18 protein-coding genes are annotated in these 21,516 nt (G+C 62.5%); 10 read left to right on the forward strand and 8 right to left on the reverse strand.

From position 1 onward, the window contains the following. The gene (locus CCE89_RS06920) at positions 1-1,587 is read right to left on the reverse strand and encodes a fatty acid--CoA ligase (RefSeq protein ID WP_086437319.1); all 1,587 of its coding nucleotides are present in this window, start codon (positions 1,585-1,587) and stop codon (positions 1-3) included. Positions 1,588-1,686: 99 nt separating this feature from the next. On the opposite strand from CCE89_RS06920, the gene CCE89_RS06925 reads away from it, so the two are divergent. Continuing rightward, positions 1,687-2,109: a PaaI family thioesterase gene (locus tag CCE89_RS06925; RefSeq protein WP_086437320.1), complete on the forward strand. Its 423-nt coding sequence runs from the start codon at positions 1,687-1,689 to the stop codon at positions 2,107-2,109. Between the two features lies 1 nt (position 2,110). Next, positions 2,111-2,911 carry an enoyl-CoA hydratase/isomerase family protein gene (locus CCE89_RS06930; protein WP_086437321.1) on the forward strand — a complete coding sequence of 267 codons (801 nt, stop codon included), beginning with the start codon at positions 2,111-2,113 and terminating at the stop codon, positions 2,909-2,911. On the opposite strand, the gene CCE89_RS06935 is transcribed toward CCE89_RS06930, so the two are convergent. Beyond that, on the reverse strand, positions 2,912-3,463 hold the full coding sequence (locus CCE89_RS06935; RefSeq protein WP_086437322.1) for a nuclear transport factor 2 family protein: 552 nt from the start codon (positions 3,461-3,463) through the stop codon (positions 2,912-2,914). It lies immediately after the preceding gene. A 210-nt stretch (positions 3,464-3,673) separates the two neighbouring features. Here CCE89_RS06935 and CCE89_RS06940 point away from each other — a divergent pair, with 210 nt between their 5' ends. Continuing rightward, a complete protein-coding gene (locus CCE89_RS06940; RefSeq protein ID WP_086437323.1) occupies positions 3,674-4,621 on the forward strand; it encodes an SDR family oxidoreductase in 948 nt (315 codons plus the stop codon). Positions 4,622-4,731: 110 nt separating this feature from the next. After that, positions 4,732-7,062, forward strand: a complete 2,331-nt coding sequence (locus tag CCE89_RS06945) for a TonB-dependent receptor (RefSeq protein WP_086437324.1) — start codon at positions 4,732-4,734, stop codon at positions 7,060-7,062. 722 nt (positions 7,063-7,784) lie between these two features. Here the strand turns inward: CCE89_RS06945 and CCE89_RS06950 are convergent. The 3 genes from CCE89_RS06950 to CCE89_RS06960 form a co-directional block, all read right to left on the reverse strand. Then, positions 7,785-9,014, reverse strand: a complete 1,230-nt coding sequence (locus CCE89_RS06950; RefSeq protein WP_159456606.1) for an aromatic ring-hydroxylating oxygenase subunit alpha — start codon at positions 9,012-9,014, stop codon at positions 7,785-7,787. 182 nt (positions 9,015-9,196) lie between these two features. Continuing rightward, positions 9,197-11,623 carry a TonB-dependent receptor gene (locus tag CCE89_RS06955; protein ID WP_086437326.1) on the reverse strand — a complete coding sequence of 809 codons (2,427 nt, stop codon included), beginning with the start codon at positions 11,621-11,623 and terminating at the stop codon, positions 9,197-9,199. Positions 11,624-11,808: 185 nt separating this feature from the next. Next, complete coding sequence (locus CCE89_RS06960; RefSeq protein WP_234989986.1) at positions 11,809-13,122, reverse strand: aromatic ring-hydroxylating oxygenase subunit alpha; 1,314 nt, start codon at positions 13,120-13,122, stop codon at positions 11,809-11,811. Positions 13,123-13,290: 168 nt separating this feature from the next. On the opposite strand from CCE89_RS06960, the gene CCE89_RS06965 reads away from it, so the two are divergent. Then, a complete protein-coding gene (locus CCE89_RS06965; protein WP_086437327.1) occupies positions 13,291-14,070 on the forward strand; it encodes an SDR family oxidoreductase in 780 nt (259 codons plus the stop codon). After that, positions 14,042-15,349, forward strand: a complete 1,308-nt coding sequence (locus CCE89_RS06970) for a spinster family MFS transporter (protein WP_159456607.1) — start codon at positions 14,042-14,044, stop codon at positions 15,347-15,349. Before CCE89_RS06965 ends, CCE89_RS06970 begins: the two co-directional genes overlap by 29 nt. Before the next feature lie 9 nt (positions 15,350-15,358). Here the strand turns inward: CCE89_RS06970 and CCE89_RS06975 are convergent, their stop codons facing one another. Together CCE89_RS06975 and CCE89_RS06980 are read right to left on the reverse strand one after the other, a co-directional pair. Further along, the gene (locus CCE89_RS06975) at positions 15,359-16,138 is read right to left on the reverse strand and encodes an SDR family oxidoreductase (RefSeq protein ID WP_086437329.1); all 780 of its coding nucleotides are present in this window, start codon (positions 16,136-16,138) and stop codon (positions 15,359-15,361) included. 2 nt (positions 16,139-16,140) lie between these two features. Then, positions 16,141-16,788: a glutathione S-transferase family protein gene (locus tag CCE89_RS06980; protein ID WP_159456608.1), complete on the reverse strand. Its 648-nt coding sequence runs from the start codon at positions 16,786-16,788 to the stop codon at positions 16,141-16,143. Positions 16,789-16,957: 169 nt separating this feature from the next. On the opposite strand from CCE89_RS06980, the gene CCE89_RS06985 reads away from it, so the two are divergent. Together CCE89_RS06985 and CCE89_RS06990 are read left to right on the forward strand one after the other, a co-directional pair. Then, positions 16,958-17,509, forward strand: a complete 552-nt coding sequence (locus CCE89_RS06985; RefSeq protein ID WP_086438016.1) for a PH domain-containing protein — start codon at positions 16,958-16,960, stop codon at positions 17,507-17,509. A gap of 5 nt (positions 17,510-17,514) precedes the next feature. Next, on the forward strand, positions 17,515-19,203 hold the full coding sequence (locus tag CCE89_RS06990; protein ID WP_086437331.1) for a PH domain-containing protein: 1,689 nt from the start codon (positions 17,515-17,517) through the stop codon (positions 19,201-19,203). Here CCE89_RS06990 and CCE89_RS06995 read toward each other — a convergent pair. Further along, a complete protein-coding gene (locus CCE89_RS06995) occupies positions 19,134-19,472 on the reverse strand; it encodes a GNAT family N-acetyltransferase (protein WP_086437332.1) in 339 nt (112 codons plus the stop codon). The genes CCE89_RS06990 and CCE89_RS06995 overlap by 70 nt on opposite strands. A gap of 54 nt (positions 19,473-19,526) precedes the next feature. Between CCE89_RS06995 and CCE89_RS07000 the strand changes: the two genes are divergently transcribed. Both CCE89_RS07000 and CCE89_RS07005 read left to right on the forward strand, forming a co-directional pair. Next, the gene (locus tag CCE89_RS07000) at positions 19,527-20,546 is read left to right on the forward strand and encodes a threonine aldolase family protein (protein ID WP_234989987.1); all 1,020 of its coding nucleotides are present in this window, start codon (positions 19,527-19,529) and stop codon (positions 20,544-20,546) included. Then, the gene (locus CCE89_RS07005) at positions 20,543-21,499 is read left to right on the forward strand and encodes a DMT family transporter (protein ID WP_086437334.1); all 957 of its coding nucleotides are present in this window, start codon (positions 20,543-20,545) and stop codon (positions 21,497-21,499) included. Before CCE89_RS07000 ends, CCE89_RS07005 begins: the two co-directional genes overlap by 4 nt. The last annotated feature ends 17 nt before the right edge of the window (positions 21,500-21,516 follow it).

Here is a 21,516-nt window from a genome sequence, read left to right on the forward strand (position 1 = left end):
TCAGTTGACCGCCTTCTCCTTGCCTTCCCAATAGGGTGCGCGCAGGTCTTTCCTCAGGATCTTGCCCGAGGGATTGCGCGGCAGCGCATCGATGAAGTCGACCGATTTGGGGCATTTGTACCCCGCGATATGTTCACGCGCATGGGCGATCACTTCGGCTTCGCTCAGCTCCTCGCCTTCCTTGATGACGATGCAGGCCTTGACCTCTTCGCCCCATTTGTCGCTCGGGATGCCGATCACTGCGACATCGGCCACCTTGGGATGGGCATAAAGCGCGTTTTCGACCTCGGCGGGGTAGACGTTCTCGCCGCCCGAGATGATCATGTCCTTCACGCGGTCCTGGATGTAGAGATAGCCATCCTCGTCGAGATAGCCCGCATCGCCGGTGCGCAGCCAGCCGTCTGCATCGATGGTTTCCTCGGTCGCTTCGGGCCGGTTCCAGTAACCTTTCATGTTCTTCGGGCTGCGCGTCGCGATCTCGCCGATCGTGCCCGCCGGAACCTCCTCGCCATCATCGTCGATGATCTTGATCTCGACATCGCGCAGCGGCTTGCCGACAGAGCGCATCTTGGGGCTGCCTTCCGGGACGTGGTCCTCGGGATCGAGTGCGACGATCGTGCCGGATGTCTCGGTCATTCCGTACATCTGCACGAAGCCGCAGCCGAGCACGTCCATCGCCTGCTTCATCAGCTCGAGCGGGATCGGTGATGCGCCGTAGGAGATGTATTTGAGGTTGGAGAAATCGACCTCACCGATGCGCGGGTGGTTGAGCAGGATCTGGATCGCGGCGGGGACCATGAACATCTTCGAGATGTTGTAATTCTCGATCAGGTCGAGTGCCTGCGTCGGGTCGTATTCCGGCAGTACCACGGCGCGGGTGCCGTTGAACATCGTGCCCAGGCCGAAGCCGGTGCCGCTGATATGGAAGCAGGGCATGGCGAGCAGCGCGACCTCGCCTTCGATCTTTCTCTGCCAGTCCTTGAGTTCACTGTCGTCAACCTCGTTCATGCGCGAGGAGAAGATCGATCCATGGGTCAGGATCGCGCCCTTGGGATGGCCGGTCGTGCCCGAGGTATAGAGCTGGATCGCATCATCCTCGACAACACATGGGACCATCGGGTCATCCTCGGAGAAGGTGTCGCGCCACTCGGGATAGGAGGGAAAGGGCCCCTCTTCCCCTTCTGCGCCGAAGACCCTGGCGACGTGTTCCAGCGAGCCCTCGATATCGCTCACCAGTTCCGCGAAGCCGGGGCCGACGAAAAGCACCTTGGCCTGGCTGTCGTTGAGGACGTAAGCCACCTCGGGCCGTGCAAGGCGCCAGTTGACCGGCGTCATCACCGCGCCGAGCTTCGCCGCGCCCGACAGGATTTCGAAATAGAGATGCGAGTTCTTGCCGAGATAGGCGATCCGGTCACCCTTGCCGACGCCGAGCGAGGCGAGCGCATTCGCAGCCCGGTTGCTGCGCCGGTCGAGCTCGGCAAAGGACATTTCGTCACCCGCGAACTCGAAGGCGATATCATTCGCCAGCGTGCGGCCCTGGTGGCGCACGATGTCACCGATTGTCTGCGGATCGTCGATACTGGACATAAAGTTTTTCTCCCGAACGCCGGTTTACGAACCGCGCGCCGCATTGCGATTGGCACAATTCATAGCGGCGCGCCAAGCGAGCCGCGCTAGGGTGGCAGGATGAAGCAGGATGATACGCCAGCAGGTTTCGAGCCAGCACGATTTTCGCCGGGGTTTCTCGACCACGGAGGGCCCTATTATCTGGGAGCCCGCAAAGAAGGGGCGCAGGCCGTCGGGCTGAAGATCATGGAGCACCACATCAATTACCGCGACATGGCGCACGGCGGGGCGCTGGCGACGCTCGCCGATGTCGCGATGTCGTGGCAGGTCTACAGTTCCGAGGAGCTACCCGTGCCGGTGTCCTCATCCACGATGACGACCAATTTCCTCGCCCCGGCGCGGCTAGGCGACTGGATCGTTGCCGAAACGCGGATCGACCGGATCGGCGGGCGCAGCGCGCATGTCTCCGGTCGGATCATGCGCGGCGACGAAACGCTTTTGACCATGAGCGGCGTCTATACCATGCACCGAAGGGATGCCTGACATGAGTGACGACTTGCATATCGAAACACGCGGCCAGATCGAGGTGGCGACACTCAACCGGCCCGAGAAACTCAATACGATGAACGCGGCGCTGATCGCCGCGCTCGATGCATATTTTCGCGGGCTGCAGGACCGTCCCGAAATCCGCGTCGTGATCCTGCGCGGCGCGGGGCGCGCATTCTGCGCCGGGCTCGACCTGACGCCGGGATCGTGGCCGGAAGATACCGCCGCCGGCGCGGTGCAGGCGGGCTGGAAGACCCAGCGCGCGATTGCGACCGTCATGCAATTGATGCGGCAATGCCCGCAGCCGATCATCGCGCTGGGGCAGGGCCCGGCCTGCGGCGGCGGCTTCTCGCTCCTGCTGTCGAGCGATGTGCGGCTCGCCGCGCCCTCCCTCCGCATGAACGCGGCCTACATCAAGATCGGGCTGGGCGGTTGCGACATGGGATCGAGCTATTTTCTGCCGCGGCTCGTCGGAGCTTCGGTCGCTTCCGAATACATTCTGACCGGCAAGTTCATGGAGGCCGAAACCGCGCTTTCTTGCAATCTCGTCAGCCGCATTGTCGAAGAAGAGACGCTGCTCGATGCCGGGCTGGAACTGGCGGAGGAAATGCTGGCGACCTCGCCCATGGGGCTGCGTCTCACCAAGGATGCGCTCAACCGCAATATCGATGCGCCCAGTTTCGATGCGGCGCTGGCGATCGAGGACCGGCAGCAGGTCCTGCTCGCCCAGACCGAGGATTTTGCCGAGGCGAAGCGCGCCTTCGCCGAGAAGCGCGCGCCCGACTACAAGGACCACTGATCAGGCGCGCCAGCGCGCCACCACCGGTGTCGAGGGGTCGCGGTCGTCATGATAGCCGCAGGAACCCTGGGGCATTTCCGAAAGATCCACGCCTTCGACTTCGCGGAACTCGCGCCAGTCGTAGAGCCCCTCGCGGTGCTTGATCCGCCACTCCCCGCCATTGCCGTAGTCGCGCCTTTCGAACCGGTCGATGTAGCGTCCGGCGATCACCGCCGAATAGGTCTTGCCCTTGTCGGGAAAAACATCGGGGACGGGATAACCCGCGGGCACTGTGTGCATCGCTGTCATGTAGGTTTCGGTGTGGCAAAGGTCGTCTTCGGGAAAGGCGAACTGCACCTGCCCGAGCTGGTGCTGGGTGGCAAGGCAGGGGTCGATCAGAGCGCGGGCCCCCTCCACGAAATCCTCCCAGCTGCCGCCGACCGTGCCGAAGCCGAAGGTCGCATCGGGGTGGAAGAGTTTCTCCATTATGTCCCAGCGCCGCCGGTCGATCGCATGGGCATAGGCGGCGATCACGTCGCGGATCGCCTCGCGGTCTTCGATGCGATGGGTCATTGATCGAGCTCCCCTGTTTCATCCATTGTTTCAGTTGCGACGCGTGAATAGCAGTTCGTGTCCGCTTTAGTCAGAGGCCGGGGCCCGCACGGCAACAGGTCATTTCGCTAGTCACCCAATGGCTCGTCGATGCTTGCGCTATCACTTTGGCGCGGTGCGCCCCGCGCGCCCTCTTCCTAGGCTTGCCTCAAAGAAAAGGGAGAGAGACAAATGGCACTTATCACGGTGATCGGGGCGAGCGGACGGCAGGGCATGGCGCAGGTGCGCCAGGCGTTGAAGGCAGGCTACGATGTCCGCGCCATTTCGCGGCAGCCGGACCCTTTCGCGGGCGCGCCGATCGAAGGCGTCGAGAATGTCGAGGTGCGCCCGATGGACCTCTACGATCCATCCACCTTTGCCGCCGCGCTCGAAGGTTCGGATTACATCTTCTACACCCATCCGCTGCAGGCGCGTGCCGACCGCGCGGTGCTGGTGGGTGACGTGGGCAAGGCCGCGGCCGAGCTGGGCGTGAAGCGCGTCGTATGGAACACCTCGAGCTGGATTCCGGACAAGCCGGGCGATGCCTTCACCTATGCCGGCAATACGGCAGGCATCAATGCGCTGTGGCGTTCGGGCGCGCCGGGCACGGTGTTCGGCAGCGTGTTGTTCATGGACAATCTGCTGACCAACTGGGCGCGTCCCTTCATCGTCAACGAGGGGCGCTACGTCTATCCGCATGCCCCGCATCTGGAGGCGAACTGGATCAGCCTCGACGATGTCGCGCGCTTCATGCTCGCCAGCCTCGACCGGCCCGACATGGAAGGGGCGTGGCTCAACATCGGCGGTCCCAAGCGGATGCGCGGCCCCGAGGTTGCCGAGGTGCTTTCGAAGACGCTCGACAAGCCGGTCGAATATGATCCCTGCACGCCCAAGGAGTTCGGCGATTATCTCGTGCGTGCGGCGGGTGACGACATGCCCGAGGAAGTCCGGGAGGAATTCGCCGCCGGGATCGCGGCGTTCTACGAATACAACAACACGGCGCCGACAAAGCCCTTCGCGGTCGATATGGACCATGTCTACGAACGCTTCCCCGAACTGGAAGGCAAGCTGGAAGACATGGAGGAATGGGCCGGCAAGCAGGACTGGGGCGAGTCGAACTTCCGACCAGCTTTCGGGTAAGTTGCTCCCGTTCAGGCAGATTGGCGCTCAGAGAAGCTCGAAACCGGACAGTCAGCTTACGACCCGAGAGCAGTCGCCAAGTAGCTTGCTTAAGAGCCCCAGAACCGGCCATGCTAGCCAAGATGAAATACCTCTACAGCTTAGCGCTCTTGGGCTGCGCTTTCCCTGCATTTGCTTCAGACGAAGAAGACACCGGTTCCGGCGAAGAGGTGATCCTCGTCACAGCTCCAGGTGGCGCATTCGATCTGGACGACTCGCGAGGACTTGATCGGCAGGATATCCAGATTGCCGGAACTCCAGACCTGCTTGGTGCGCTGACGCGCAATTTCGCGGGCGTCACCTTGCAGGATGCGCAGAACAATCCGTGGCAGCCCAATCTGGTATATCGCGGCTATGTCGCCTCGCCCCTGCAGGGGCAGGCGCAGGGCCTCGCAGTCTATGTCGATGGCGCGCGTTTCAACCAGCCGTTCGGGGATACGGTCAATTTTGACTTGATCCCCGATGCCGCGATTGCGGGCGTCACTTTGCGCGATGCCAGCCCGGTCTATGGCCTCAATGCGCTGGGCGGCGCGCTGGTGATCGAAACCGCCACGGGCCGCAGCGAGCAGGGGATCGAGGGCGCGGCAGCAATAGGCTCCTATGGTGAGCGGGATTACAGCCTTTCGGCTGGCGATGCCGTTGGGCGCTTCAGCTATTTCGGCGCGGTCCAGTATCGCGAGGAAGACGGCTGGCGCGATTTCAGCCCGTCAAGTCTGGTCAACGGCTATGTCGATTTCGGCTATGACGGCGCGCGTGCAGGCGCGCATATCAAGTTCATCGGCGCGGATACCGATCTTACCGGTAACGGCGTTGCTCCGGTAGAATTGCTGGCTGCGCGGCGGCAATCGGTGTTCACCTGGCCCGACAATACGCGCAACCGTTACGGCAGGCTCAGCCTGCATCCGTGGTTCGCCATTGGCAATGGATTGCGTTTCGAGGCCACGCTGTATCGTCAACGACGGAAGGCCGCCACGCTGAACGGCGATGCCGCCGATATTGAGGAATGCGAGGATGACGATCTCGAAGGGTTGCTGTGCCTCGAGACAGTCGGCGCTGATGATGACGATGAAGAACAAGCCGTCCTGACTGATGCCGACGGAAACGCCATCGCAGATGTTTTCGGTGGGGGCGACTACGGCGTGTTCAATCGCGGAAATATCGCGACACGATCCGAAGGCATCCTGGCTCAGATCGTCAGCGAGCACGACTTTGGTGGCCGCACCAACCGGCTCGCTGTGGGTTTCAGCTACGATGCCAGCGAAAGCGACTTCTCAACCTCGACCGAACTAGGAGAACTGACCGACGATCGCAGCGTGGAAGGGCTAGGCCTGTTCATCGAGCAGGCCGATGGCGCGATTGCGCCAGTGGGGCTGGAAACCCGCACGCGGTTATGGAGCGCCTTCCTGAGCGATACTTTGCCGCTCGGTGAAACGCTGACGGCGGAAATCGGCCTGCGCTACAATCATGCGAGGGTGCGACTGATCGACCAGCTTGGTACCGCGCTAAACGGCGATCACAGCTTCAGCCGCCTGAATCCCGGCTTCGAATTGGACTGGGCGGCAACGCCGGATGTCACCTTGCGAGCCGGTTATTCGGAATCCAGCCGCGTGCCCACTGCAGCCGAACTCTCCTGCGCCGACGAGAATGCGCCATGCAGCCTAACCAATTTCTTCATAGCCGATCCGCCTCTGGACCAAGTCGTCGCCAAGAGTTTCGAGCTGGGCGCGTCGGGAAGCCATGAGCGGGGCAATTGGTCCATAGACTGGTTACTGTCAGGCTATCGCACCACCAATACCAATGACATCCAGTATGTCGCCTCGGACATCCGTGGCCGCGCTTACTTCCGCAATATCGGCGAGACCCGCAGACAGGGGGTGGAAGCGAGCCTGAAGGCCCGCAGGGGCGACCTGAGCCTGAGCGCGAGTTATGCCTTCATCGACGCCACCTTTCGTGCGCCGCTTATTCTCAGCAGCCCGGCAAATCCGCAGGTCAATGATGATGGAGAGATCGCAGTTGCAAAGGGAGACCGCTTGCCCGGCCTGCCTCGCCACAGTGCAACATTAAGCGCGGACTATGATGGCCGCATCGGCACGCGCGTATTCACCGTCGGCGGCGACGTGGTCGCGCGGTCAAGCCAGCACTTGGTGGGTGACGAGGCTCAGCTGACGGCGCCGGTTCCCGGCTATGTGCTGTTTAACCTCCGCGGCAGAATCGAACTGGTAAAAGGGGTGTCGCTGTTTGGTGAACTGCGCAACTTGTTCGACCGCGAATATGGGACCTTCGGCACCTTCAGCGAAGTTGACGAGATAGACTTTGCCGAAGCACCGGGTGCCTCGGACCCGCGTGCATACGGACCAGGTTCTCCGCGACGCTGGACTCTGGGATTGAGCTATAGTTTCTGATGCAGCTCACTTTCCACACAATCGGGATTAGACGGCAGCTTTGCACCATTTCTCGCCTCGAAGGAGACAGGTTGCTTTCCACCCAATTCCGGCCAAAACCAGCGATTGCCAACGGCGCGACCATAGTTTGATCCGTCGCCATCGCTGGCCAAATGTCCGCTTCCCACCCAAACGCGGATCTTGCGCGCCTCGGAACTACTGCCTGAAAGCCGACGGGCAGCTTTGTCACGGCTGCTACCGTAAGCTGCCTGTCTTTTAACGACCCGATTGCGGACGTTGGCTGGAGCGGTATGGTAGTGGCATGACCGAACTCCATGACGCATCGCTCAATGCTCAAACTCGGCGCAACCTTCAGTCAGATCTTCGCTTCAATGGGGGTGTCAGCTAGGGTTTGCGATCTATGTCTTGGCTTTGTTCGTGCCGCTAGGGCTGCTGGCTCTTTTTTCTGAGAGCATGCCCACCTTTCACCTAACCTTCTCGGTTTTCAGCTTTGCTCTCGCCGTCGCGGCCAATTTCTACCGGAGAAAGGCAGCGGAGCGGACGTTAGCGAGGGCGATTGCCGCGTGAATGGTAGTCATCGCGCCAATCTTTGCCCTCATGTTTCTTTCGTTGGGACTAGCGCAAATCTTCGGTTTCTAAATGTCCGCTTTCCAGCCTTCTCGGACACTACTGTCGGCAGCTGAAACTCCCGACAGCGGTCATACCGTCAGTTCTCCGCGCTGCTATTCCGCAGCCTGCTTGCACTCCGCTGCGAAGATGTCCTTCAACTCGTCGTCGCTCGCATTGGTCAGCCTCTCGACCCATTGGTGGAAGACCTGACCGCCGCGCTCGTTGCGCCCGAACAGCACTTCCTTGAGCAGGCCTGACTGCAGGGCCTCGTGCTGGCGCTTGCCGGTCTTGTAGTCCTCGTCGCGCACGACGATCTCGAGGAAGTCGAACTGCTCGTGCGCCGATTTCACATCGGCCTCGGTCTCCGGCTTGTTCTCCATCACGTAGTACTGCGTGGTGTAGCTTTCGCCCACCTCGTCACCCGGGAAGAGCTGGCTGATCATCGCGCCGCGCTGCCCGCCGCCATAGAAGCTGGCGATCGAGATGTGCGGGAAGATGGTCCACACGCCCTGGACCAGCACTTCATAGGGAATGTCCTCATCGGCCATCTGGGTGAGGTCGATCTTCTGGTCGTCCTCTCCCTGGACCTTGATCGCATATTTCGACGGCGTCGAAAGGCGCTGGTGCGGGCCGAAGGAAAAGTAGTTCGCGCGGTTGTAGAAGTCGGCGCCGAAGGTGTCCTTGTGCAGCACCGGCAGGTGGTAGAAATCGAGATAGCCGTCATAGGCCGTCTTCCAGTTCGGCCCCGGCAGGGTGCGCTGGGCGAACAGCGTCCAGCCATCGAAACCGAAGGCACCGAGCAACTCGTCATAGCCGCACAGATAGTCGGCGATATCGAGGGTCGAATCGGGATCGAGCGTCGCCCAGATCAGCCCCGACTTTTCGTAAACCGGGAACCTGGTGAGGCACAGCGAAGCCTTGTCGACTGCGCCGAAATCCTGCGGGCTGGCAACCCCGACGAGCGAACCGTCATTCTTGTAGGTCCAGCCGTGATAGCCGCACACCATGCGCGTCGCATTGCCGGTCCCCTCGACCAGCGGATTGCCGCGGTGCTTGCACATGTTGAGAAACGCGCCGACGCTGCCGTCCTTCTGGCGCGTGAGCAGCAGCGGGACGCCGCAGATATCCAGCGCCTTGTAATCGCCCGGCTCGGGCAATTCGCAGGACGGCGCGACCATCAGCGGCAAGCGGCGGAAGATCTGTTTCTTCTCGCGCTCGAACATTTCGGGATCGGTATAGCTGCTGGCCGGAATGCGGACGATGTCGTCGGCATATTCCATCGTGTCGGCCGCCCCGTGTTCGACCAGCGAGCGGGTCATGTTGATGAGATCTTGGTGTGACATTCGGGGACTCCTAGCTTTCCTGCGCATTGTGTTGGCATGGCGGCCTGCCCGCAATGCTCACTTTTGCGAGAAGCCGATTTCGCCGCGCCACCAATGAATAGGCGGACGGACCTGTGGGATCCGCCCGCCTTCTCACCCCCCAGTGAGACCGGTTGATGAGGGTGTCGGGTTGGTAAGCTGCGTCAGAACCTGACGCTTGCTTCGACAAAAATCTGCCGTCCGCGGTTCTGGGTGAGCACCAGATCATCGCCGACGCCCGGTTCGAGGAAGGGGCGGCCGCTCGAGGTGTTGATCCAGATCTCGTCGGTCAGGTTGACCCCGATCAGGGAGAGTTTCCAGTCGCCATCGGGATGGCCGATCGAAATCCGGCCGTCGAGGCTGACGTAGCTGTCCTGCTTGAGGTCGGTCAGCGTGTCTTCATTGGTGAAGTAGCTGCCGGAGTAGACCGCGTTGCCGCCGAGGCCCAGTTCGAGCGAGTCGCCGAGCGGGACCATCCAGTCGAAAGCGAGGTTACCCGAAAACTCCGGTGCGCGGGCGACGGCGCGGCCATCGAGATCCTGCCCGAGCCCGGCGATGAAGGTGTCGGAGAACTGCGCGTCGAGATAGGACAAATTGCCCGAGAGCGAGAGGCCCTCCACCGGGGTATCCCAGCCCCAGCCGATATCGACGCCCTTGGTGGTCACTTCACCCGCATTCAGCGTTTCGAACTGAACCGCTGCCGCGTCGAAGTTCTGCACCTGCAGATCGTCGAAGACATAGTAGAAGGCCGTGGCATTGAAGGTCACCGAACGCCCTGCGAACTGCGACTTGAGACCGACCTCGCCGCCGATCGCGGTTTCGGATTCGTAGACCAGCGCGCTGAAGTCACCGCTCGCAGCTGCTTGGCTGAGGCTGTTCGACGGAAGTGCCGAATTATCAATACCGCCCGATTTGAAGCCGGTCTTGAACGAGGCAAAGACGTTCACGTCATCGCTGACTTCGTACTTGATCGTCGCTTCGGGCGACCAATTGCTGTCCTGGAACTCGATCGGGCCCGAGAAGAAGCCGCTCTGGATGAAGGCCGGAGTCGCGGCAAGGAAGGCGTGGACGTAGGGTACCGAGATGGTCGAGGTCTTGGTCTCGTCGGTCCAGCGCACACCGCCCGACAGTTCGAGCCGGTCGGTCAGATCGATGATCGTGCTGGCAAAGAGCGAAACCGCTTCGGTCTTGGTGGTCTGGGCCTTGTCCCAGTCGAAGGTGAAGCCGGTGATAGGATCGGGTGCGACGAAGGAGATGTTGACCCCGTTCTGTGCGGTGTCGAACAGGAACTCGCGCCATTCGTAGAAGCCGCCGAGCATGAAGTTGATCCCGCCCGTGAAATCGGTTTCGAGGCGGATTTCCTGGCTGTACTGCTTGAGAGTGTTCCTCGGGTCGCTGGTGCCTACGCCGCCCGGGACGCCCGGAGCCAGCAGACCGGCGTAGGAATAGTTGTCGACGTCGGTCGCATCGAGATCGACGAAACCGGTCGTCGAAACGAGCGAGAAGTTATCGCTCAGCTCGAGGTCGAGCTTGAGCCGGGCGAACCACAGCTCGGTTTCGGAGAACGGCACACCGCCGTAACCGAGCGCCTTGGTCGGGCCGGATGCGGTCGGCACGGACTGGGCCAGCGGCGGTGCGGTGTCGGGAATATAGTAGAGCCCGTCGGTCGCATTACAGTCATTGCCCGCCGGGATCACCAGTCCGCCCTGAAGCAGATAGACCGGATCGGCGATGCCGTTGGCACCGCAGCTGATGTCCGTATGGCCGATGGCGCCATCGCCCTCGTTCTTGACGTACTGGACCTTGAGATTGGCATTGAGGCCGAAATCGGTGTCCCATTCGAGAGTTGCGCGCCCGACGAAATTCTTCTGGCTGCGGAACTGGTTGACCGCCGGCGTGCCGGGCTGGAGCTCGACGTATTTGTCGATGTCGTTGTACTGGGCGGCAAGACGAATACCGAGCGTGTCGCTGATCGGACCCGAGATGAACCCGCTGACGACGTAACCTTCTTCCTCGAACTCGTAGGAGCCGGTTGCGCCGATTTGCCAGGTTGGGGTGGGGTCGGAAGAACGGATCGCGAAGACGCCGGCTGAGGCAGACTTACCGAAGAACAGCGATTGCGGACCCTTGAGGACGTCGATCTGGGCGGTGTCGAAGAAACCCGCCTGGACGAGGCGCATGGTCGAGACCTGCACGCCGTCGAAATCGAATGCGACCGCCGAATCGAATGCGGCAGAAATGTTCGAAGAGCCGACTCCGCGCAGGCTGAGCTGGCCGCCCGAACCCGAGCCGCCAACCTGGACATTGAGGGTCGGAACGCGGCTGACGACGTCGGCGACCTGGTCGACGGCATAGCGCTCGAGCGTGTCGCCACCGATCGCGGTCACGGTCACGGGGACTTCCTGCAGGCTTTCCGCCTGGCGGCGTGCCTGGACGATGATCACATTGTCTCCTGCAGTCTCTTCGACTGCCATATCGTCGGCGCCCTGCGCCATCGCTGTGCCGCTGAAGCCGGTCAGTGCCATGGCCGCTGCACCGCCCATCAAGACGCTGCGGAGCGTGGACGGATTACGAGTTTGGAATTTGATCATGGTCGCTCTCTCCCTTTTGGGACGGACTTTTCGTGTCCGTTCCCCAAGTCCCTCAGGCCCGGCGAAAACCCGCCGCGGCTAGTATGCAATGTGTATGGCGCGCCCCCGTTTTGCTCATCTAGCAAAAGCGCTAGGGACTTTGGGGGAGTGCGACATTTCGGCCACAACCCCCGAATTCCGTAGCGTCATTCAGCGGCGGTCGCTGGCTCCTTCGCCTCGCGTTCCATCTGCGCGACGCGCGGATCGTTGGGGTATTTCCACTCGTCACCGATGACCTGCTCGACCCGCAATTCCGCAGGAATCGCATTGAGTCCGATCACGCGATCGAGATGCTGATGGAAATGGTAGATGCGCGATTCCTGATAGGACAGCGGCACGCTCTTGAAACCCTGGCTCTCCATCGATTGCTGGATCGCTTCGCCGAATTGCGTGTCCTCCTGAATCAGGTCGGCCATGGCCCGGCCATTGGGCTGGCTTTCATCGGGCACCGTCCAGAGGTCCGGAGCAGGGCCTTCGCCCCAGTCAGGTGCCATCGTGATGAGTTCGAGCCGGCAGGTGTCGAGCGAGGTCGGCCAGAAGATCAGCGGCGGCACGAAATAGTTGGAAATCGGCGCCACCCAGTTCGGGAAGATCGTATAGCTCTGCGTCGCCGTGCGTCCGAACTCGCCGACCGTCTCGATGGTCTGCCATTCGGGCGGGTGCTCGATCGCCCGCACGTTTTCGCGGTCGAAGTCCTTCGGTGCAGGTGCCAGCATGCGGCCATGCCCCTGAGGATAGAGCGTGTTGACGTTGCGGTGCGCATCGACCAGCGGCGCTACCGTTTCGGGATGGATGAAGGGCACATGGTAAACTTCCATGTTGGCCTCCATCGCGACTTTCCAGTTGCACTTAAGATCGAAGCTGTGCCGCGCGGCGAGGCGCAGCTTGTCGAACTGGAATTCCTCCCACTCGTCTGCCACCGGGCCGAGATAGTCGAGCAGGCTTGCCGCATCCTCGTCGAAATTGACGAAGATGAGATTGCCCAGCATCTCGCAGCGCACCGGCAAGAGCCCGCGGCAGCTCATGTCGAAATCCGCAGGGAAGTCCTGCCGCTGCGGAACGCCGACCAGCGTGCCGTCGGTCTTGTAGGTCCAGTGGTGATAGCCGCAGATAAGGCGCGGAGACCTGCCGCGGTCTTCGGTCACGACAGGCGCGCCGCGATGACGGCAGGTGTTGTAGAAGGCGCGGACTTCGCCATCTATGCCGTGAACGATCATGATCGGATCGCCGGCATTGTGCCAGCGCATGTAACAGCCGCGCTCCGGTATCTCGTCAATGTGTCCCGCGAAAAGCCAGCTCTTGCGGAACACGCGCTCCTGCTCGAGCGCGTAGAACTCGGAAGAGGTGTAGCGCGCGGCGGGCATATCCGGCAGATCGGGGAACCCCTCGGGCGGCCCCTTTCGTCCGGCCTCCCATTCCATCAGTGCCTTGTACCGATCGATCTCGGCCTGATTCATCATCTGCTGTCTCCCGTGCCCGCGAGACTATCAAGGCGTTCCGGCCCGACGACTGACATTTTGGTGGAGGCCGTGCCCAACTCATTTGCTTTTGCCATGAGCGCTTTCGACAGTGGCGGGCTGTTCGCTTCCGGATAGTCTGCCCTCCAGGAAAGAGAGAGGGAGACAAGAATGACCGGACGGGTCGAAGGCAGGGTCGCGCTGGTTACAGGCGGCGCGATGGGGCTGGGCAAGGCTGATTGCGAAAGACTGGCGGAAGAAGGCGCGACCGTGATCGTGACCGACCGCGAAGTCGAACTGGCGCACCAGGTTGCAGATAGCATCGGCGGCGATGCCATGGCGCTCGATGTGACCGACGAAGACCAATGGAAGACCGTGATGCAGGCGGTCAAGGAGCGGCACGGCGGCCTCGACATTCTCGTCAACAATGCCGGAAACGTCATCTTCGAAACCGTCGAGGAATGTTCGCTCGACAATTTTCGCCTCCATATGGCGATCCATGTCGAAGGCACCTTCCTGGGATGCAAATACGCCATTCCGCTGATGAAGAACCGGCACGAGAAGGTGGGCGGGGCAGGATCGTCGATCATCAACATGGCCTCGACCGCCGCGCTGATGGGGTACGGCAACATCGTCGCCTATACCGCCGCGAAGGGTGCGATCCGCTCTATGACCAAGTCGATCGCGATCCACTGCCAGGACGAGGGTTACGGCATCCGCTGCAACGCGCTTGCACCGGGCGGGATCGAGACCCCGATGGTGCGCGATATCTCCGGGCGCGCAGGCGAAGAGCTGATGGATATTGCAGAGGGCCCGCTGCCGGCAGACGGGCTTGGCGATCCACGCGACGTCGCCAATTGCGTGCTCTTCCTTGCGAGCGACGAAGCGCGTTTCCTGAATGGCCTCGAGATCCCGGTGGACAATGGCCTCTACGCCCGACCGCATCACTGATAACGAGGAAAAGCCGAGCCGCTATCGCTGGTATGTGCTTGGCCTGCTGATCGTCACGCTGCTGTTCAGCGTGGCAGACCGGCTGGTGTTCTCCATCCTGCTCGAGGAGATCAAGGCCGAGTTCGACTTCAGCGATACCCAGCTCGGGCTGCTCGGCGGGATTGCCTTCACCGCGACCTATGTGATCATCGGCTTTCCCGCAGCGCGATTGGCCGACCGATCGGTGCGCAAGAATATCGTCGCGGGTGCGATCAGCTTCTGGAGCCTGATGACCGCGCTGTGCGGCATGGCGATCGGGTTCTGGACGCTGTTCTTCGCGCGGACCGGCGTGGGCGTGGGGGAAGGGTGCTCGGGCCCGGCCTCGCAATCCATGCTGGCCGACTATTTTCCGCGCAAGGAACTGGCGCGCGCCATGGGCTTCCTCACGCTCGGCTCGACGCTCGGCACGGTGACCGGCCTGATGGCAGGCGGGCTGCTGGCCGAGGCGTTCGGCTGGCGCATGGCGTTTATCCTGATGGCGCTGCCGGGCTTCGTCATCGGCGGTCTTTTATACTTCACCGTCGTCGAGCCACAGCGCGGACGCTATGCGCCGAAGGGTGCGAGGGTCGAACAACTGCCGCTCGGCGAGACCGTGAGGAGCTTGCTTGCCAACAAGGTGTTTCTCGGCCTTGCGGCGGGTTGGGCGGTGCAGATCATGATCGGCTATGCGATGGCTTTCTGGCTGGCGCCTGCCATGATCCGCCTGTTCGGAGTATCGGTCGGCGATATCGCACTCTATCTCGGACTGGCATTTCTTATCGGCGGTGTGCCCGGGCCGATCCTCGGCGGCGTGGTGACCGACTGGCTGGTGCGTTTCGACGAGCGTTGGCGCGCGTGGCTGCCGGGTATCGTCAGCCTGCTGTGCATCCTCCCCCTGTGGCTCGCTTTCGAAGTCGGCGACTTCGCGCTTTTTCTCGGATTGTTTGCGGTCAGCTACGGTATTTACGTCGCCAGCCAGGCACCGATCATGTCGGGCATCCAGGCAGCGGTGGAACCTTCGCAGCGCGGCTTCGCGGTCGCCTTCGCGCTGTTCTTCAATAATCTCATCGGCCAGGCTTTCGGCCTCGGCGTGATTGGCTGGCTTAGCGACATGCTGGAGCCGACTCGCGGCAATGCTGCGCTGGGGGACGCTGTGCTGATCGTGAGCGCATTGGCGGGTGCTACCGCGCTTGCAATATTCGCGTGGACCGCGCGACAGATGCGTATCACCGGCTATCTGGAAAGAATTGCCGCCAGCTGAGCCGCCTGCTCAGAACCCCGGATGGATCGACAGCGCGCCGCCATCGATCAGCATTTCCGCTCCGGTCATGAAGGGGCATTCGTCGCTGGCGAGGAAGGCGATCGCAGCGGCCGTCTCCGCCGGATCCGCCAGCCGGTTCATGGGGGAAGTTGCCGCGACCGCCGCCTTGAACCCCGGCATTTCCTTTTCGGTCGCATCGAGGATGCCCGTCTCGGTCGCGCCGGGGATCACCGTGTTGCAGCGGATCGCGTAGCCCTGCTGGGCGCACCATGTCGCCACCGATTTCGACAGCACGCGCACGCCGCCTTTGCTCGCCGAATAGCCGACATCGGTCGGCAACGGCGCCATCGCGGTGGTCGAGGCGATGTTGATGATCGAACCTGATGCGCCGCCCGGATTATCCTTCATCGCGCCGATCGCCGCGCGGCATCCCGCCATCGTGCCCGACAGGTTCACCGCGATGACCCGGTCCCATGCGGCGAACATCGCTTCGTCGTCGTCCTCGCCGATCGAGGCCCCGCTGACGATCCCGGCATTGTTGACGAGGATATCGAGCCGCCCAAAGCGCTCCTTCGCAATGGCGACGATGCCCTTCCAGCGGTCGCGGTCCGACACGTCCTGCAGCGCGAACACCGCGCCCGCCTCATCGCACAGCGCCTGCCCGGCTTCCGCGTTTACATCGGTGCCGAGCACCTGTGCGCCGTCCGCGACGAGACGCCTGACGGCCGCTGCACCGATGCCGCTGGCGCAGCCGGTGACGATCGCCGCCTTGCCCGAAAGGTCGGGCATGCCTACTCGGCCTCTTTCCAGATCGCGGCGCAGGCGCGCTGGTTATGCGTATCGATGAAACGCGCGAGATTGGCGGTTCCCTCGGGCAGTTTCCAGCCGATGGTGAAGCCGAAGTTTGCAAAGGCGAAGACGATCAGATCGGCAAAGGTGAAGCGGCCCAGCGCGAAGTGGTTGCTGCCGCCCAGCGCCTTGTCGAACCAGCGCCATTTCTCGTCCGACATGGCGGTCATCTCGGCCCCTGCGCTCTCGCTCAGCACGGCCATGCGCGGTTCGAACATCGGACGGCCGGAGGTCGCGCGGAAGCCCATCGTCATGGGCACGACGACTTCCTGGTCGAACAGGCGCGCCCATTTGCGCACTTCGGCACGCTCCACCGGCGTCTCGCCAAAGAGATTATGCGATGGATGGACCTCTTCGAGATATTCGCAGATCGGCCAGCTCTCGGTCAGCACGGTGCCGTCGTCGAGCTCGAAAACGGGCAGTGTCTGCAGCTCGTTCTTGCCCGTCAGCGCTTCGCTCTGGCGGTTCTCGCCGGCGATGATGTCATAATGAACCCGCTCGAAATCCCTGCCTTCCTCGAGGCCCTTTTCGACGAGGAACATGCGTACGAGGCGGGGATTGGGGCCGAGGCTGGAATGGAGTTTGGGCATGGTCGCTCTCCTTTGCGAATGGGTTTCCTGGCGGAATTGTATTTGCGCAAGCGACACTATGCGAGCGCCCGGGTCAATCCGCCTGCCAATTGCGCTAGGCTCGCCGGTGCACGCGCCGACCTGCCGCAATTTGTTGACGGAGCGAGGCGTGTTGCCCAAATAAGACGGTATGGACGAGACCAACCCGATTGCCGAGCGGAATGCCGCCGCCGCTGCCCCCTCCGCCGCTGCCCCTTCCGCCGATGTAGCGCCGCGCGACGATGATGATGCTCTGACCAAGCTGCATCCCAACCATGTGAAGGTGCTGCGCATTTCCGCGGCGCTCGCCTCGATCCCGTTCCTGATCGGTGCACTCGTGCTCGAGAGTGCGGACCTTTTACCGACGGGCGTCATTGTCGGTCCGGTTGCGCTGATCGCGCTCGCCGTGATCCTGCGCGTCCCGCTGCGCCGCCATCTCGCGCGCGGCTATGCGATGAGCGCCGACCGGCTGCGTGTGGTGCGCGGCATCTTGTTCCGCGCCGATACTGTGGTCCCGTTCGGCAGGGTGCAGCATATCGACGTGAACCAGGGCCCGCTCGAACGCTACTACGGGATCGCGACGCTTACCCTGCATACCGCGGGCACCCATAACGCGTCGGTCGACCTGCCGGGCCTCGACGAAAAGCTGGCGCGCGAGATGCGCGAGGAAATCCGCAGCCATATCAAGCGCGAGGCGCTGTAAGCGCGATGGCCGGGCCCGACGAAACGACAAGCCGCGATGCGATAAGCGTGCCGATCACGGCATCAGTCCCATCATCGCCATCGCAATCTCGCTCTTCCTCGCAGCCGGAGCCGGCAGCGGTGCCATCGGGTGAAGGCGAAGTGCATCGCACCGACCCCCTGAGTTTCGTGGTGCAAGCCATCGCCGGTTTGCGCAGTGCGATCTTTCCGGTTCTCGCTGCATTATTCGTGCTGCGCGACGAAGGGTTCGGCCTGTCGCTGGCGATCCTCATCGGCCTCACCGTGATAATCCTGTCGGGCGTTCGCGCATGGCTCGCCTGGCGCAAGTTCACCTATCAGGTGAATGAAGAGGATATCCGGGTCGAATACGGCATCCTGAGCCGCGCGGCGCGTTCGGTTCCGTTCGAGCGCATTCAAGATGTCAGCCTCGAACAGGCGCTGATCCCGCGGTTTTTCGGCCTCGTCGAAGTGAAGTTCGAAACCGGCTCGGGTGGAGGGGAAGACCTCAAGCTCTCTTACCTTTCCGAAGAGGAAGGCGAGCGCTTGCGCGAAGTGGTGCGCGAACGGCGCGAGGGCGAAAGCGATAGCGCCAGCCAGAGCAGCGCATCAGCCGACGCGCCTGCGGCCGAAGAAGACGCGCAGGCGCTGTTCACCATGGACACGCAGCGGCTGTTCACTTTCGGCCTGTTCGAGTTTTCGCTTGCCGTCTTCGCCGTGCTCGGCGGTCTTGCCCAATATGCCGAGACCTTCATGGGCATCGAGCTGTGGGACCCGGACCTGTGGCGCGGCTGGGTCGAAAGCCAGCAGGGTTTCATCTCCAGCCTCGGTCCGATGGCCCAGGTGTTGAGCGCTATCGCCGGTTTCGCGGCGCTGCTTGTGATCGGATCGGCTACGGGCCTAGCGCGAACCTTCGCCCGCGAATGGGGGTTCATCCTTGAAAAGACCGCGCGCGGTTTCCGCCGCCGCAGGGGGTTGTTCACTCGCACCGACGTCGTGATGCCCGCGCACCGGGTACAGGCCGTCGAGATCGGCACGGGCCTGATACGCTACCGTTTCGGCTGGCACGGATTGAAGTTCGTCAGCCTCGCGCAGGATGCTGGCTCGTCGAGCCATGTCGTCGCGCCCTTCGCGCAGCACGAGGAGATCGACCCGATCATCCGTGCCGCCGGGTTCGAGCCGCCTGCCGAGGATCTCGACTGGCACCGCGCGAGCAAGCGTTATCGCACCGACAGCACGATCATCGACGCTGCGTTCTTCCTGATTGCCGCCATACCGGTGGCGATCTTCGCGCCGACCGGCTTCGTGCTGATCCCGCTCGCGCTGGCAGGCATAACGGCTCTCGCCAATTATTTCGGCTGGCGCTTCCACCGCCATGCGCTCGATCCGCGGCAGGTCATCGCGTCACGCGGAGTGCTTTCTCCCCGTACCAAGATCGGTTCGCGGGTGAAGCTGCATTCGGTCGAGATCAGGCAGGGGCCGATCGCGCAAAGGCGCGGCTATGCGACGCTGCACCTGGGGCTGGCGGGAGGAGATTTCGCGATTCCCGGCATACCGCTGGAGCGCGCGCGCGAACTGCGTAAGGCGATCACGCAAAGCATTGCCGCGACCGATTTCTCGCAGCTCGATTATTCGGACGATCGTTCGGCGCGCAAATCCGACCATTCCGGATTCTCGTCGAACTTGGCCGCGACGTAGGAACAGCGCGGCACGATCTTGAAGCCCTTGCGCTGGGCATCGGCGACGAGACGCCTGACCAGATGCGCGGCGACACCGCGTCCGCCGATCGGCTTGGGAACGACCGTATGCGTTGCGATGCGCACATCGTCATTGCCGTTCTCCGGCTCCCACTCGAGGTAACCGGTGAGATCTTCGCCGGGCAGATGCGCGACGTAGGTGCCACCCTGTCCCTGGACATGGTGGGTGATCTTGATCCCTTCTTCGCCTTTGGCTGCGGGGTCGGTCATTGGCTTTTGCTCCCTTCTTGCGCTCAACGCGCCTTGCGCTACACGCGTTCCACAATGACGAAACGTATGCCATTTCTTTCCGACAACGCCGCTTCCGTTCACCCCGATATCTGGGATGCGCTGCGCCAGGCTGACAATCCGGATATGCCCTATGACGGGGACGGCCTTTCGGCCAGCCTCGATGACCGGTTTTCGGAGATCTTCGGCCGCGAATGCGCGGCAATCTGGGTGGCGACCGGTACTGCGGCGAATTGTCTTGGCCTCGCTACGCTGTGCCAGCCGCATGGCGGCGTGGTGTGTCATGAAGAGGCGCATATCGAGGTGGACGAGGGCGGGGCGCCGGGGTTCTTCCTCCACGGGGCCAAGCTGATGCTATGCGCCGATGGTCATGGTGCCGAAAGCGCCAAGCTCACGCCCGAGAGCATCGCCGCACTGATCGATCCGATCCGCGATGACGTCCACCAGGTCCAGCCGCATGCGATCGCGATTACGCAGGCGAGCGAGTATGGCTGTACCTACCGGCCCGAAGAACTGGCTGCGCTGAGCGAGTTTGCGAAGGAACGCGGGCTCGGCCTCCACATGGACGGCGCACGCTTTGCCAATGCCGCAGCGTTCCTTGGCGGCTCGTCCAGCGATGCGGCGGGGCATGTCGACACGCTCAGCTTCGGCTTCATCAAGAACGGCGGAATGAGCGCAGAAGCGCTGGTTCTGTTCGATCCGGCGCAGGCCGATCTCGTCAAATACCGCCGCAAACGGGCAGGCCATTTGCAATGCAAGGGACGCTATCTCGCCGCGCAAATCCACGCCATGCTCGACGGCGATTTGTGGCTCGAGAATGCGCGCTCTGCCAATGCGGCGGCGGCCGAGATCGCGGCGGGCTGCGACGAGCGGCTGATGCATCCGGTCGAAGCCAACGAGGTCTTTGCGCGCTGCACCGCAGAAGAACGTGAGGCGCTGCGCAGCCAAGGTTTCGACTTCTACGACTGGGGTGCGGATGCCGCGCGTTTCGTTGCCGCGTGGAATACGCGAGAAGAAGACGCCGTCGCGCTAGGCAAGGCAATCGCGGCTCTATGAGCGGGGGCGATAGCGCGGGCCTGCTGCGCCTGCGGGTCATCATTCCATTCGTCCTGACAGGCACGATCTGGGGTTCGACCTGGTTCGTCATCACCGGCCAGATCGACGGCGTTCCGGCGGCCTGGTCGGTCTTCTATCGCTTCCTCGTTGCCATGCCCGCGCTGTTCCTTGTCGCGATGCTGATGAAGCGGCGACTGCGGCTGACCGGCCCGGAACACAAGCTCGCCGCATTGGTCGGCGTGTTCCAGTTCAGCGGAAACTTTCTCTTCGTCTATCACGCAGAGCTTTACGTGACCTCGGGCATCGTCGCGATGATGTTCGCCCTGCTGATGGTGCCCAATGCGCTCTTCGCGCGCTTCGTGCTGGGCGAGAAAGTCACGCCCGGATTCATTTTCGGCAGCGCGGTGGCTATTGTCGGTGTCTCGATGCTTCTCTTGCAGGAATGGCGGCTCGCCCCGCTAGGGGACGGCGTGGGGCTCGGCATCGTGCTGGCCATGCTCGGCATTCTCGCGGCCTCGGTCGCCAACGTCGTGCAGGCGAACGAGGTCGGGCGCGCGGTACCGATGGTCAGCCTGCTCGCCTGGGCGATGCTCTATGGCGTAATCTTCGACGGAGTGTTTGCCGTGGCGACCGCCGGAGCGCCGCCGCTGCCGACCGAATGGGATTACTGGGCGGGGATCGTCTATCTCGCCTTGATCGGATCGGTCGTCACCTTCCCGCTGCATTATAATCTCGTGCGCGAGATCGGCGCAGGGCGGACCGCCTACAACTCGATCCTCACCGTCAGCGTGGCCATGCTGCTTTCGACCCTGTTCGAGGATTATCGCTGGACCGCATTGAGCGCGGGCGGAATGGCGCTCGCGATCCTCGGCATGATGCTGGCGCTGAAGGCGCGGCGGCAGAAAGCCGTGCAGGTGCAGCAGAGCGCCGCGATCCGGCACCCGACGGATTGAGGTGTTGGTGGCGCGCT

The organism is Altererythrobacter xiamenensis, from assembly GCF_900177715.1.
GTDB classification, from domain to species: domain Bacteria; phylum Pseudomonadota; class Alphaproteobacteria; order Sphingomonadales; family Sphingomonadaceae; genus Erythrobacter; species Erythrobacter xiamenensis.